This window comes from Dietzia sp. IN118, assembly GCF_032905965.1.
In the GTDB taxonomy this organism is placed as follows: domain Bacteria; phylum Actinomycetota; class Actinomycetes; order Mycobacteriales; family Mycobacteriaceae; genus Dietzia; species Dietzia kunjamensis.
This window is the reverse complement of record NZ_JAUMSR010000001.1, coordinates 2,633,132-2,646,486: the sequence shown is the minus strand read 5'-3', so window position 1 is coordinate 2,646,486 and position 13,355 is coordinate 2,633,132. Positions and strand designations below refer to the sequence as shown.

Genomic DNA, 13,355 nt, shown 5'->3' with positions numbered 1-13,355 from the left:
GGGACAGCGACCGACCTCATACAGACCCCCGGAAGACTGAAGGTCCCATGACTGTGCACGACTCCGTCGAACGAGACGTCGACAAGACCGCCGGCCGCCGCGGTGAATGGTCGGAGGACGACCACCCGGGGGCCGGGGGCCGGGGAGACGGCCCACGGGGCCTGCTCACCAACGGGTCGTCCCGGAATATCGACTCCGTCTTCCGGTCGGTCACGGTCGCGGCGGGCGCGATCATCGTCGGGCTCATCGCGCTGATCGGCATCGTGCTGGTCCTCCAGGCGGTGCCCTCCATCCTCCAGGACCAGGTCAACTTCTTCACCAGTTCCGAGTGGAACACGACCGATCCCGACAACCTGAGGTTCGGCATCCTCGACCTGTTGAAGGTCACGGTCCTGAGCTCGGTCTTCGCACTGCTGCTCGCGGTGCCCGTCGCGATCGGGATCGCGACGTTCCTCGTCCAGTACGCGCCACCCCGGATCTCCCGGGCGCTGTCGGCGATGATCGACCTGCTGGCGGCCGTCCCGTCGATCGTGTACGGGATGTGGGGACTCATCGTCCTCGGCCCGTGGATCACCCCCTTCGCCACCTGGCTCAACGAGAACCTGGGGTGGTTCTTCCTCTTCGCCGACGGGAACGTCTCGATCGCCGGAGGCGGGACCATCTTCACCGCGGGCATCGTGCTCGCGATCATGATCCTCCCGATCATCACCTCGATGTCCCGCGAGACGATCCGTCAGACCCCGTCGTTGCACCAGGAGGCCGCTCTGGCACTCGGCGCGACGAAGTGGGAGAAGATCCGGATGACGTGCTTCCCCTACGCCAAATCGGGCATGATCGCCGGGTCGATGCTCGCCCTCGGCAGAGCGCTCGGTGAGACGGTGGCGGTGCTCATCATCCTCCGTGCCTCGAGCTCGGCCAGCGGCCTCTCCCTGTTCGACGGGGGCTTCACGTTCGCGTCCAAGATCGCTTCCGGGTCCGCGGAGTTCAACAACCCGATGTCGACCGGGGCCTACATCGCCGCCGGGCTCGTGCTCTTCCTCCTCACGTTCATCGTCAATCTCATCGCGCGCTCGGTGTCCGGTGGAAAGGTCAACGGCTGATGTCCCAGGTAACCCCCGACCTCGCACGACCGGCCAAGCCGTCCGAGACCTTCCTCCCCGTCTCCGGTGGGCGGAAGGCGAAGAACTCCGTGGCGACGGTCGTGTTCACCCTGTCGTTCATCGTCGCGGTGATCCCGTTGATCGCGCTGCTCTACAAGGTGGTCTCCGCGGGGGCCGAGGCGATCATCAACCCGAACTGGTGGACGAACTCGCTCTTCCTGGTATCGCCGTCGTCGCTCGCCGGCGGCGTCGGTCACGCCATCTACGGCAGCCTCGTCCAGGCGCTCATCGCGGCCGTCATCTCGATCCCACTGGGTATCGCCGCCGGCATCATGCTCGTGGAGTATCCCGACTCCACGCTGGCGCGACCCACCACCCTCATGGTCGACGTCCTCGCCGGCGTCCCCTCGGTGGTCGCGGCGATCTTCATCTTCGGCATCTGGATCACGATGCTGCAGTTCGAATTGAGCGCCTTCGCTGTGGGACTCGCGTTGGTCCTGCTCATGATCCCGCTGATCGTCCGCTCCACCGAGGAGATGCTCAAGCTCGTCCCGGATGAGTTGCGTGAAGCCTCGTACGCGTTGGGGGTGCCCAAGTGGAAGACCATCACCAGCGTGGTCATCCCCACCGCGCTGTCGGGGATGATCTCGGGCATCTTCCTGGCGCTCGCCCGGGTGATGGGGGAGACCGCGCCCGTGCTGATCCTGGTGGGGTACACCGCGAGCTACAACTACGACCTCTTCCAGGGCAACATGGCCTCGCTGCCACTGCTGATCTACAACCAGCTGTCCAACCCCAACGACGCCGGTCAGTACCGCATCTGGGGCGCGGCCCTCACGCTCATCCTCATCATCGCGCTCGCGAACGTTCTCGCGGCGTTCGCTTCCAAGGCGCTCGCGCCGAAGACCAAGTAAGGACACATCGGTTCAGATGGCAAAGCGACTCGACCTCGAGAACGTCGATATCTTCTACGGTGACTTCCACGCGGTGAAGGACGTCGACCTCCACGTCCCGCCCCGGTCCGTGACCGCGTTCATCGGCCCTTCCGGATGTGGCAAGTCCACCGTCCTGCGCTCCCTCAACCGGATGCACGAGGAGATCGCCGGGGCCTACGTCAAGGGCTCCATCAAGCTCGACGGTGTGGACATCTACGACAAGAAGATCGACCCCGTCGCCGTCCGGCGGACCATCGGGATGGTCTTCCAGCGCCCCAACCCGTTCCCCACGATGTCGATCAAGGAGAACGTGGTCGCGGGGCTCAGGCTCCAGGGCGTCAAGAACAAGAAGACCCTCGACGAGGTCGCCGAGAAGTCGCTGCGCGGTGCGAATCTCTGGAACGAGGTGAAGGACCGCCTCGACAAGCCCGGTGGTGGGCTCTCCGGCGGCCAGCAGCAGCGTCTGTGCATCGCCCGCGCGATCGCCATCGAGCCGCAGGTACTCCTGATGGATGAACCCTGTTCCGCGCTCGACCCGATCTCGACACTGGCCGTGGAGGACCTCATCGCCGAGCTCAAGAACGAGTTCACGATCGTGATCGTCACCCACAACATGCAGCAGGCCGCCCGCGTGTCCGATCAGACCGCGTTCTTCTCCCTCGAGGCCACCGGCATGCCGGGTCAACTGGTCGAGGTCAACTCCACGGAGAAGATCTTCTCCAACCCGGACAACAAGCAGACCGAGGACTACGTGTCCGGCCGTTTCGGCTGACCCGTCCCGGCGCTCACACGGACGTCACTGCCCCGGTACAGGCCTCGAGGCCGGCACCGGGGCAGTGACGTTCCCCCACGTCAGGTCGCGGTGTGTCAAGAGTCCCCGGCGGTGCCGTCCCGGCCCGTGGCCTCGTGGCGGGCGATGCGCTCCTTGAAGGTCCGGTCCGTCTCGTTGAACTGGCGCACCAGTTCCTCGCTGGAGGGGGACGGGCGCTCGGGGTCGTCCTCGGGGACGGTGGCGTACTCGCCGGTCGCCAGGAAGATCACGCGCTGGGCGACCTCTACGGCGTGGTCGGCGAAGCGCTCGTAGTACCTGCCCAGGAGGGTGACGTCGACCGCGCAGGCGACGCCCCACTTCCACTCCCGGACGGTGAGCAGGGTGAACAGATGGCGCCGGAGGTCGTCGACGGCATCATCCTGCCGTGCCAGCGTGGCCGCCTGCTCGGCATCACGGTTGAGGAGGACCTCGGTGGCGGAGCGCCCCAGTGAGACCGCCACCCGGCCCATCTCGGCGAGGTAGCCGTTGACGGGCTCCGGCAGGACCGGCTCGGGATGGCGACGGCGGACGATCTTGGCGACGTGTCCGGCGAGGGTGCCCATCCGGACGAGGTCCTGCACGAGCTGGATCGACGTGACCACCTGTCGCAGGTCCCGCGCGACGGGCGCCTGGAGGGCGAGCAGGGCGAAACCCCGCTCCTCGTTCTCGGTCGCCAGCCTGGACATCTCCGTCGCGGACTCCAGGACCTTCTCCGCGGCGACGAGGTCGACCTGGAGCAGGGCGTGGGTCGCCAGCTCCATGTCATCGGTCGCGAGGGAGCACATCCGGGCCATGGACGTGGCCAGGCCCGCGAGTTCTTCGGAGTAGACAAGACGCATGTTGCCAGAATACGCGCATGTCAGGGCGGTCACCGCCGGTGCGGTGAACGACCGGTGAACATTCGTCCGCGGTGGGCTCAGCCGCCCGAGTTCTCGGCGTCCGCGCCCTCGAGCGCGGTGGCGTCGTCTTCCGGGTCATCGAGCCAGCCCTCGGGCAGCAGCACCTTGGAGGGGGAGCCCTGACGCCCCCGCGGTCCGTACCCGTCGGCAGGGAAGGGCTCGTCGGCGGGAAGGTCCGCGAGCAGCTCGGCCAGGTCGTCCAGGGTGCGGACGGCGGACAGGCCGACCCGCTTCTCCGATCCGGCCGGGAAGCCCCGGAGGTACCACGCGACGTGCTTGCGGATGTCGCGCATCCCCTTGTCCTCGCCGTGGTGCTGCGCGAGGAGTTCGCCGTGGCGGTACATGATGCGCGCGACCTCGCCCAGCGCGGGCGGGGTCGGCGCCTCGCGACCGTCCAACCGTGCGGCCAGTTCGGAGAAGAGCCACGGACGGCCGAGGCAACCGCGGCCGATCACCACGCCCGCGCAGCCGGTCTGTTCACGCATCCGCACGGCGTCCTCGGCGGAGAAGATGTCGCCGTTCCCCAGCACCGGCACATCCGAGACCGCCCCGACGTGCTCGACGAGCCGGGAGATCTGCGACCAGTCCGCCTCCCCGGAGTACCGCTGGGCGGCCGTCCGCGCGTGGAGCGCGACGGCCTGCGCGCCCTCCTCGACGGCGATGCGGCCGGCGTCGAGATGGGTGTGGTGGGCGTCGTCGATGCCGACGCGCATCTTCACCGTCACCGGGATGTCGGTGCCCTCGGTGGCGCGGACCGCCGCGGCGACGATCGAGCGGAACAACCGGCGCTTGTAGGGGATGGCGGACCCGCCACCGCGTCTGGTGACCTTGGGCACGGGGCACCCGAAGTTGATGTCGATGTGATCGGCCAGGTCCTCGTCGACGATCATCTTGGCGGCCGCGTAGGTGTACTCGGCGTCGACCGTGTACAGCTGCAGACTGCGCGGCGACTCGTCCGGGGCGAAGGTGGCCATGTGCAGCGTCCCGGGCTGGCGTTCCACCAGGGCGCGGGCGGTGACCATCTCGCAGACGTACAGGCCGGACACCGAGCCCTGCTGGTCACGCTCGATCTCGCGGCAGAGCGTGCGGAACGCGACGTTGGTGACCCCGGCCATCGGCGCCAGGACGACGGGGGACGCGAGCTCCAGGGGGCCGATGCGCAGTGCGGGGGCCGCGGCGGCGGTGGGTGCGGACATGACCCCGATTCTCCCAGCGGGGCGCGAGCAGGTCCAATGGGCCCGCGCGCCGGGCGGTACATGGTGCCCCCAGTCGGGTTCGAACCGACGACCTGCGGATTAAAAGTCCGTAGCTCTACCAACTGAGCTATAGGGGCGACGGTCACGATACCGTCCTCGTGTGCGGTTGGTTTATCCGCCCGGTGGGCGGTGCCCTACACTGGACCCCGCTGCGGACCGGGGCACCCGGACGTGGCGTAGGCCCCCTTCGTTTAGCGGCCTAGGACACCGGCCTTTCACGCCGGCAGCGCGGGTTCGAATCCCGTAGGGGGTACACATGGTCGAGGTCCCGGTCACCGTCAGGTGGCCGGGACCTCGTGCATTCACGGCCCGCGTGCCTCTGTCGCGCCGCTGACGTGCTCGGATACTGCTGGCAGGGGGCCGATTTGCGCAAAGGTCGGGCGGTCCACTAATGTTCTTTCTCGTGCGAAGAGCACGGCCCTGTGGCGCAGTTGGTTAGCGCGCCGCCCTGTCACGGCGGAGGTCGCGGGTTCGAGTCCCGTCAGGGTCGCCAGAGACATACCGGCGCATTCGGTGTTCACCGGGTGCGCCGGTGGTCTTAGGGCCAGGTAGCTCAGTTGGTACGAGCGTCCGCCTGAAAAGCGGAAGGTCGTCGGTTCGATCCCGACTCTGGCCACAACACCGACGAACGCGTCGGAGGGAACCCCCTCCGGCGCGTTCGTCGTTTCGGGGAACGTCCTCCCCTCGTTATAGCGTGGACGCCATGCCATCGACTGCCGCCGAGGTCCCTGACGTGCCGGAAAAGTCCCGTAGGGGACCTCGGTGGGGGATCGTCGCCGCCGTCAGCGGGCTCGTCGGCATCCTGCTCGCGATCATCGTGCCGCTGCTGCCGGTCACGCAGACCACCTCCACCGTCAGCTGGCCCGAGGCGGGCACCCTCGAGCCGGTCACCGCGCCGCTCGTCGCGTACTACCCACTCGACCTCACCGTCGAGGTGCCGTGCACGGCCGTCGGGCAGTTGCCCGACGGCCGCGAGGACGGCGTGCTGGTCTCGACCGCGCCCCGCGAGGCGGGGGAGAACGCGGCGGCCCGCGCGCTCATGGTGTCCGTGGCCGGCCCCGACGTGGAGGTCCGCAGCCGCAACGCGCTCGTCGCTTCCGCGCCCACCGACGCGGTCGCCGCGCCCGGCGCGTGCTCCACGATCCGCGTCACGGCCGACTCCGGCTCGATCGGTGCCGAGTTCGTCGGCCTGGAGATCGACGGGCAGGGCGTCGGGGGCCGGATCGACGCGGACCTCCGTCCACAGGTGGTCGGGGTGTTCACCGACCTGGAGGGCGCGGCACCGGAGGGCATGGCCGTCGACATCACGGTCGACTCGCGCTACACCACGCAGGCGACCGCCATCAAGCAGATCGCGATCGTCGTGGGCATCCTCGCGATCCTCGTGGCACTCGTCGCGTTGCACCGGCTCGACCTGCGGGACGGGCGGATCGCGCGCCGCATCCTCCCGCCGGGCTGGTGGAAGCCGCGACCGTTGGACCTGCTGGTCGTGGCGACGCTGCTCGTGTGGCACGTCATCGGGGCCAACACCGCCGACGACGGCTACATCCTCACCGAGGCGCGCGCTGCCGTCTCCAGCGGCTACATGCCCGAGGTGTTCCGCTACTACGGGGCCCCGTACGCGCCGTTCGGCATGCCGTACTACCTCTACACAGCGATGAGCGCCATCTCGCTGGGCAGCGTCTGGCTCCGACTGCCCGCGCTGTTGCTGGGCATCGCCTCGTGGATCCTGCTGTCCCGGGAGGTCATCCCGAGGCTAGGCATCGCCGCCCGCCGCGCCGCGGCCGTGCGGTGGAGCACCGCCGCGGTCTTCCTCGCGTTCTGGCTCACCTACAACAACGGCCTCCGGCCCGAACCGATCATCGCCTTCGGTGTCCTGGCCACCTGGGTCTCGCTCGAGCGGGCACTCGCGACGGGACGGCTGCTACCCGCGGCGACCGGGTTCATCATCGGTGGGCTCACCCTGTCCGCAGCGCCCACGGGAACGTTCTGCATCGCGGTCATCATCGCCGCGTCCAGGCCACTACTGCTGCTCGTCATCCGGCGCGCGAAGCGCGACGGCTGGGTACCGACCGTCGCGCCGCTGCTGGCCGCCGGACTGGGCGTGCTGCACCTGATCTTCCTCGACCAGCCGCTGGTCACCACGCTGCAGTCGTCGGCGCTGCTCGGGGATGTCGGCCCCTCGGGCAGCTGGTACGAGGAGGTGTGGCGCTACGAATGGCTGATGAACCCCACCCCGGACGGCTCGCTGGCCCGCCGTTTCGGTGTACTCGCCATGCTCCTGTCCCTCATCACCTGCGCGGCGATCCTGTTCCGTAAGGGCCGGATCCCCGGGGTGTCCGTGGGCCCCGCCCGCCGCATCGTGGGATTGGCGGCCATCTCGATCGCGTTCATGGCGCTCAACCCCACCAAGTGGACCCACCACTTCGGCGCCTTCGCCACCATCGGCGCGGCGCTGGCGGCACTGGTGACCATGGCGGTCCTCCCGGCGGCGACCAGGTCACTGCGCAACCGCATGCTCTTCCTCGCCGGTGTCCTGTTCGTGCTGGCGCTGAGTTTCACCTCCACCAACGGCTGGTGGTACATCTCCATCTACGGCATCCCGTGGGGCGGCACCCAGCCGACCATCGCCGGGATCACCCTGTACTCCGTGTTCCTCGGGCTGATGCTCGTGGCACTCCTCGCCGCCCTGGTCCTGCACTACCGGGAGCCGTTCATGACGCGCACCGGGCAGGAGCGGGACGGTGGCGACCGCGGACCCCTGCTCCGGTTCGCCCGTGAGGTCTCCCACGCCCCACTCGGGCTGGCCGCGGCCCTCGTCGTCGTCGTCATCGTCGCCTCCATGGCCGCAGCGGTCCGCAACCAGTACCCCGCGTACTCGGTGGGTCTGCAGAACCTCCGCGCGCTCTCCGGCGAGCCGTGCGGCATCGCCGATGTCGTGCTCGCCGAGCCCGACGCCAACGCCGGCCTGCTCGCCCCCGTCGGCGAGCCCCGGGACCAACTCGAGGCCGGCGGCGAGGCGGTCGTGTTCGACCCCGACGGGATCCCGACCGACCTCACCGCCACGCAGGCGGCCGATACCGACACCCCCGGCACCGGCGAGGGCTCCGACACCACGTCGACCACCGCCGGCACCGAGGGCGGCGTGCGCATCGGGGAGGGCATCAACGGCAGCCACGCAGTCCTGCCGTTCGGACTCGACCCCGCCCGCGTGCCGGTCCTCGGCAGCCACCAGTCGGGTGCGCAGTTCAACGCGGAGACGACCACCAACTGGTACCGGCTCCCCGAGGGGGAGGGGGAGAACGGCCAGAAGAGGGAGGACCCGCTCGTCACGATCGGCGTGGCCGGGTCCTTCGCTCCCGACGCGGTGCTCGTCGAGTATTCCACCGGCGGCGGGGAGTTCGAGGTGGCGGGCTCGGTCCTGCCGATCGACATCGGGCCGGCTCCGTCCTGGCGCAACCTGCGCGTACCGACGGACACCCTGCCCGCCGACGCCTCGGCCATCCGGTTGGTCGTGCGCGACCTCGACCCGGACCCGTCGCGGTGGATCGCGTTCACCCCGCCGCGCATGCCGGAGCTGGTCACCATGCAGCAACTGGTCGGCGACTCGAGGCCGGTGCTGCCGGACTGGGCGGTCGCGTTCCACACCCCGTGCCTGCGCCCGTTCGACGAGTACGCCGGCGTCCACGAACTGCCCGAGTACCGCGTCCTGCCCGATCGGGGACTGGCCGTGAGCTCCACCAACACGTGGCAGGCGTGGGACGGCGGTGGCCCCATCGGGTTCATCGAGTTGCTGCTCGAGGGCGAGACGGTGCCGACCTACCTCGAACACGACTGGGACCGCGACTGGGGATCGCTCGTGCGGTACACCCCGCTCGTGCCCGAGGCGCGCGAGGCGACCGTCACCCACGACCAGGCCGTACGGTCGGGACTGTGGAACGGTGGGCCGCTCGCGCGGTGACCGGCTAGCATCGGCCCCGGAGCTATTACAAGGACTTCCAAGTAATGGCGCACAGGCACCTGACGACGACAGACTGGAGACACGCATGTCCGTGACGGAGAAGCAGTTCGAGAACATCCTGGTCGAGCAGACCGACCGGGTCGCGACCATCACGCTCAACCGCCCCAAGGCGCTCAACGCGCTGTCCAGCGGCATGGAGAAGGAGGTCGTCGAGGCCGTCGAGGCGTTGGACGGCGATCCCGGGGTCGGGTGCATCGTCATCACCGGGTCGGAGAAGGCCTTCGCGGCCGGCGCCGACATCAAGGAAATGAAGGACAAGAACTACCCGGGCATCTACCTCGAGCGGTTCTTCCACGACTGGAAGCGCCTCACCGCCGCGCGCACGCCGATCATCGCCGCCGTGTCCGGTTTCGCCCTGGGCGGCGGCTGCGAGCTGGCGATGATGTGCGACATGATCATCGCCGGCGACAACGCCAAGTTCGGCCAGCCCGAGATCACCCTCGGCGTCATCCCCGGCATGGGCGGTTCGCAGCGCCTCACCCGTGCGGTGGGCAAGGCCAAGGCCATGGACCTGTGCCTGACCGGCCGCCAGATGGACGCCGACGAGGCCGAGCGCTCCGGCCTGGTCGCGCGCGTCGTCCCCGCGGCCGAGCTGCTCGACGAGACCATGAAGGTCGCCACCACGATCGCCTCCATGAGCAAGACCACGGCCATCGTCGCGAAGCAGGCGGTCAACCGCTCCTTCGAGACCACTCTCGAGGAGGGCCTGCTCGCCGAGCAGAACGCCTTCTACGCGCTGTTCGCCACGGAGGACCAGACCGAGGGCATGTCCGCGTTCGCGGAGAAGCGGAAGCCCGAGTGGCGTCGCTGAACGACGGACTGAGGCACGGGCACCTCGCCGGGGGCGGTGGGCGCGATGACGCGCACCGCGCCCCCGGCGAGCCCCTGCCCGTCCTGGTCTTGACCGGCTACCTGGGCGCCGGCAAGACCACGCTGCTCAACCACCTGCTGTCCGGCACACCGGGGCTGCGCATCGCCGCGATCGTCAACGACTTCGGCGAGATCGACGTGGACGCCACCGCCGTCGCCGGGCGGGTGGACTCCATGGTCTCGCTCGCCAACGGCTGCGTGTGCTGCGAGGTCGACGCCGGTGAGCTCGGCGAGACCCTCACCCGGCTCGCGGGTCCCGAGCTGGGCCTGGATTTCGCGGTCATCGAGGCCAGTGGCCTGGCCGAGCCGCCCGTCCTGTCGCGGATGGTCCACGACGTGCCGCGGCACGTGGCGCGCCATGCGGGGATGGTCCAGGTCGTCGACGCCGAGGGCCTCGATGACGCCATGACGCGACATCCGCGACTCGCGGCGCACCTGGCGGAGGCCGACCTCGTCGTCGTCAACAAGTGCGACCTCATCACCCGCGAGCGGTTCGGCGAGCTCCGGGCGACGATCCGCACCCACGCCCCGCGCGTGGCCGTGCTCCCGGCGGTCCGCGCCGCGGTCCCGGCCGGGTTGCTCCTGGACATGGCCCCCGACGGCGCACCGACCGCCGCGCCCGCCGCGACGTCCGGCGGCAGCCACCGGAACGGCGAGCACGGACGCCACGAGCACGGACACGGCGGGCACGGACACCACGAGCACGGACACCTGCATGACGGCTACACGGCCGTCACCGTGACGCCGGCCGGTCCCCTGCACCCGCGCCGCTTCCTCACCGCGGTCTCGGCGCCGCCGGCCGGCGCCTACCGCGCCAAGGGCACGTTGACCCTGGCAGGCGCGGACGGCCCCCGCCGCTACGAGGTGGCTCTGGTGGGTCGCCGGTTGGAGCTGCGCGCCGGGGGAGAGGGGCCGGAGGGTCTGGTGGTGATCGGCGTGGAGATGGACGACGACGAGGTGGTCCGCTTCCTCGACGAGACCGTGCTGGACACCGGGGAGACGGTTGGCGCCTCGGCCATGCTGGGCCTGCACCCGTACCTCGTCGGCGACCCGGACTCCAGCGACGTCGAGGAATGGATCTACGACGAACAGCGCGCGGCGCCCGTCACCGGGGTCGCCGCGATGTTGGCCGACCCCGAGGATCCGGAGGCATTCGATCCAGCTTTCACCCCCTGACCGCGGTGCGGGGACGAAGCTGCGGCCGGTACCCCCGACGACCTGACGCCTCTCTCATGTTCTGGTTCGGCGTCACCCCGACCACGTGCGTATAGTGGCGCTGACGACGCCGAAGTGTCGCACCGGCAGGGGGGCCAACCCGCCCGCGGCGGGGGTGCTGCACGGACGAGGGAGGAGACCTCGTGGACGAGGACAACACCGGCCACGGCCCGAGCGGCGCCGGGGACGCCCAGCGACGCAAGCGTGACCTCGCCTCGGTGCGTAGCGCGATCGCGGCGCTGCGGGAGGCCACGGGGATCCCCGTGACGATCGGTGGTGTCGTCGGGGAGGGCCACACGTTGGTCCTGTCCGAGTCCCTCGGGATGCGGACCTCGGCGATGAAGGACCTCAAGGTCCACTACGGGGCGGGCGTGGGCGGTCGGGTCATGGCCACCGGCAAGCCGGTCGGCGTGGCGGACTACCCGCGGGCCGGGGTCATCACCCACGAGTACGACCTGCCGGTGCTCTCCGAGGGGCTGCGGTCGATGGCCGCGATCCCCGTCGTGGTGGGCAAGGACGTACGCGCGGTGATCTACGCCGGTGTCCACTCCTCGGTCAGGTTCGGCGAGAAGGTCCTCAACCAGATGGCGGCCACCGCCCGTGCCCTGGAACAGGAGATCGCGGTCAACGACGCACTGGCGGCCCGCGGCGCCGCCCCGGTCGGGCCCGGCTCCGGCGAGGGCCGGTGGGACGACGTGCTGTCCAACGAGCGGATGCGCGAGACCCACGCCCGCCTGCGGATGCTCGCCTCACGCACCGAGGACCCGGACGTCCGCGCGGAGCTCGAACGCATCTGTGCCGAGATGGTCTCCCCGCCGCCCGAGATGCCCACCGCGCGGTTGTCCCGCCGCGAACTCGACGTGCTGGCGTGCGTAGCCCAGGGCAAGACCAACATCGAGACCGCCGTCGACATGGGCATCGGTGCCGAGACGGTGAAGAGCTACCTGCGGTCGGTGATGCGGAAACTCGACGCGCACACCCGGTTCGAGGCGGTCAACGCAGCACGCCGCATGGGCGCGCTGCCCTGACCCGCACCGCTCCGGCCGGTCGCGGTCCGGTCAGCCGCGCTCCGTCCGCTGAGCTCCGGTCAGCCGCGCTCCCCCGCCGGGCACCCACAGGACGTCGCCCTCCGGGTTCGCGACCCGGCCCAGGACGAACAGCAAATCCGACAGCCGGTTCAGGTACTTCGCCGGCAGGACCGAGGTCGTCTCCGGATGGGCCTCGACGGCCGCCCATGCCGAACGCTCCGCCCGTCGGGTGACGGTACGGGCGACGTGCAGGTACGCACCCCCCGGGGTCCCGCCCGGCAAAATGAACGACGTCAGGTCCGGCACCTCGGCGTTGAACTGGTCGATCCAGCTCTCGAGGCGATCGATATAGGGCTGCTCGATGCGCAGCGGCGGGTACTTGGGGTCCTCGACCTCCGGCGTCGACAGGTCCGCGCCGGCGTCGAAGAGGTCGTTCTGCACGGTCCGCAGTACCGCGACGACACGGTCGTCCAGGCCTCCGAGCGTCACGGCCACGCCGATCGCCGCGTTGGCCTCGTCGCAGTCCGCGTACGCCACCAGTCGGGGATCGTTCTTGCTCACGCGCGAGAAATCGGAGAGGCCCGTGGACCCGTCGTCGCCGGTCCGGGTATAGATCTTGGTCAGGTGAACAGCCATGTCGGCCAACCTACGCTGCCGCGGGGCCGCGGCTGGAGCGGATCCCTCCCTCCTCTCGCCTAGGGTGGAACCGTGAGCGCTAATCCCACGTCCCGCGAGGAGAGCTTCCTCGTCCGCGGCGGTACCCGACTGTCCGGCGAGATCTCCGTATCAGGCGCCAAGAACAGCGTGCTCAAGCTGATGGCGGTGGCGCTCATGGCCGAGGGGCGGACGACGCTGACCAATTGCCCGACGATCTCCGACGTCCCCGCGATGGCCGATGTGCTGCGCCACCTCGGGTGCACGGTCGAGGTCTCCGGCGACACCGTCGTGATCGACACCCCGGCTGAGTTGGGGCACGTGGCCGATGACAAAGCGGCCCAGCGCCTGCGCGCATCGGTGTGCATCCTGGGACCACTGGTCGGCCGCCATCATCGCGCCGTGATCGCGATGCCCGGCGGAGACGCGATCGGAAGCCGTCCCCTCAACTGGCACCAGAACGGACTCAACCGGCTCGGCGCCCGCACCCGCATGGACCACGGCCGACTCGTCGCCGACGCGACCGAGCTCCGGGGCGCGGACTACGAGTTGAGCTTCCCGTCCGT

At 69.7% G+C, this 13,355-nt stretch carries 11 protein-coding genes and 4 tRNA genes (1 of these 15 cut by a window edge); 11 read left to right on the top strand and 4 right to left on the bottom strand.

Annotation, left to right across the window (positions count from 1 at the left end; genetic code table 11):
• The first annotated feature begins 47 nt into the window (after positions 1-47).
• The 3 genes from pstC to pstB are packed head-to-tail and all read left to right on the top strand — an operon-like array spanning position 48 to position 2,807.
• Positions 48-1,100: a phosphate ABC transporter permease subunit PstC gene (gene pstC, locus Q2K20_RS12630; RefSeq protein WP_082923668.1), complete on the top strand. Its 1,053-nt coding sequence runs from the start codon at positions 48-50 to the stop codon at positions 1,098-1,100.
• On the top strand, positions 1,100-2,014 hold the full coding sequence (gene pstA / locus Q2K20_RS12625) for a phosphate ABC transporter permease PstA (RefSeq protein ID WP_067712026.1): 915 nt from the start codon (positions 1,100-1,102) through the stop codon (positions 2,012-2,014). The genes pstC and pstA overlap by 1 nt, the downstream gene beginning before the upstream one ends.
• 16 nt (positions 2,015-2,030) lie before the next feature.
• Positions 2,031-2,807, top strand: a complete 777-nt coding sequence (pstB, locus tag Q2K20_RS12620) for a phosphate ABC transporter ATP-binding protein PstB (RefSeq protein WP_067712029.1) — start codon at positions 2,031-2,033, stop codon at positions 2,805-2,807.
• A 95-nt stretch (positions 2,808-2,902) separates the two neighbouring features.
• Here pstB and phoU read toward each other — a convergent pair whose 3' ends face one another.
• From phoU to Q2K20_RS12605, 3 genes are all read right to left on the bottom strand, one after another.
• Positions 2,903-3,685 (bottom strand): phosphate signaling complex protein PhoU, encoded by a 783-nt coding sequence (gene phoU / locus Q2K20_RS12615; RefSeq protein ID WP_067712032.1) that lies wholly within the window; start codon positions 3,683-3,685, stop codon positions 2,903-2,905.
• Between the two features lie 77 nt (positions 3,686-3,762).
• Positions 3,763-4,941, bottom strand: coding sequence for a tRNA dihydrouridine synthase DusB (dusB, locus tag Q2K20_RS12610; RefSeq protein ID WP_067712036.1), 1,179 nt, complete (start codon positions 4,939-4,941; stop codon positions 3,763-3,765).
• A gap of 61 nt (positions 4,942-5,002) precedes the next feature.
• A tRNA-Lys gene (locus Q2K20_RS12605) sits at positions 5,003-5,078 on the bottom strand.
• Between the two features lie 103 nt (positions 5,079-5,181).
• Here Q2K20_RS12605 and Q2K20_RS12600 point away from each other — a divergent pair.
• The 7 genes from Q2K20_RS12600 (at position 5,182) to Q2K20_RS12570 (ending at position 12,135) form a co-directional block, all read left to right on the top strand.
• A tRNA-Glu gene (locus Q2K20_RS12600) sits at positions 5,182-5,254 on the top strand.
• 163 nt (positions 5,255-5,417) lie between these two features.
• A tRNA-Asp gene (locus tag Q2K20_RS12595) sits at positions 5,418-5,494 on the top strand.
• Between the two features lie 49 nt (positions 5,495-5,543).
• Positions 5,544-5,617, top strand: a tRNA-Phe gene (locus Q2K20_RS12590).
• Positions 5,618-5,704: 87 nt separating this feature from the next.
• Positions 5,705-8,962, top strand: coding sequence for an arabinosyltransferase domain-containing protein (locus Q2K20_RS12585; RefSeq protein ID WP_317176829.1), 3,258 nt, complete (start codon positions 5,705-5,707; stop codon positions 8,960-8,962).
• Between the two features lie 85 nt (positions 8,963-9,047).
• On the top strand, positions 9,048-9,833 hold the full coding sequence (locus Q2K20_RS12580; RefSeq protein ID WP_067712041.1) for an enoyl-CoA hydratase: 786 nt from the start codon (positions 9,048-9,050) through the stop codon (positions 9,831-9,833).
• Positions 9,821-11,068, top strand: coding sequence for a GTP-binding protein (locus Q2K20_RS12575; protein WP_317176828.1), 1,248 nt, complete (start codon positions 9,821-9,823; stop codon positions 11,066-11,068). Before Q2K20_RS12580 ends, Q2K20_RS12575 begins: the two co-directional genes overlap by 13 nt.
• Positions 11,069-11,250: 182 nt before the next feature.
• Positions 11,251-12,135 carry a LuxR C-terminal-related transcriptional regulator gene (locus Q2K20_RS12570; RefSeq protein WP_132063991.1) on the top strand — a complete coding sequence of 295 codons (885 nt, stop codon included), beginning with the start codon at positions 11,251-11,253 and terminating at the stop codon, positions 12,133-12,135.
• Between the two features lie 30 nt (positions 12,136-12,165).
• On the opposite strand, the gene Q2K20_RS12565 is transcribed toward Q2K20_RS12570, so the two are convergent.
• Positions 12,166-12,771: a cob(I)yrinic acid a,c-diamide adenosyltransferase gene (locus Q2K20_RS12565; protein ID WP_067712052.1), complete on the bottom strand. Its 606-nt coding sequence runs from the start codon at positions 12,769-12,771 to the stop codon at positions 12,166-12,168.
• Positions 12,772-12,843: 72 nt separating this feature from the next.
• Between Q2K20_RS12565 and murA the strand changes: the two genes are divergently transcribed.
• Positions 12,844-13,355 carry the 5' end (the start) of a UDP-N-acetylglucosamine 1-carboxyvinyltransferase gene (gene murA, locus Q2K20_RS12560; RefSeq protein WP_120284445.1) on the top strand. Its footprint extends 772 nt past the window's final position, so the window shows 512 of its 1,284 coding nt (coding positions 1-512); it begins with the start codon at positions 12,844-12,846; its stop codon lies off the right edge, out of view.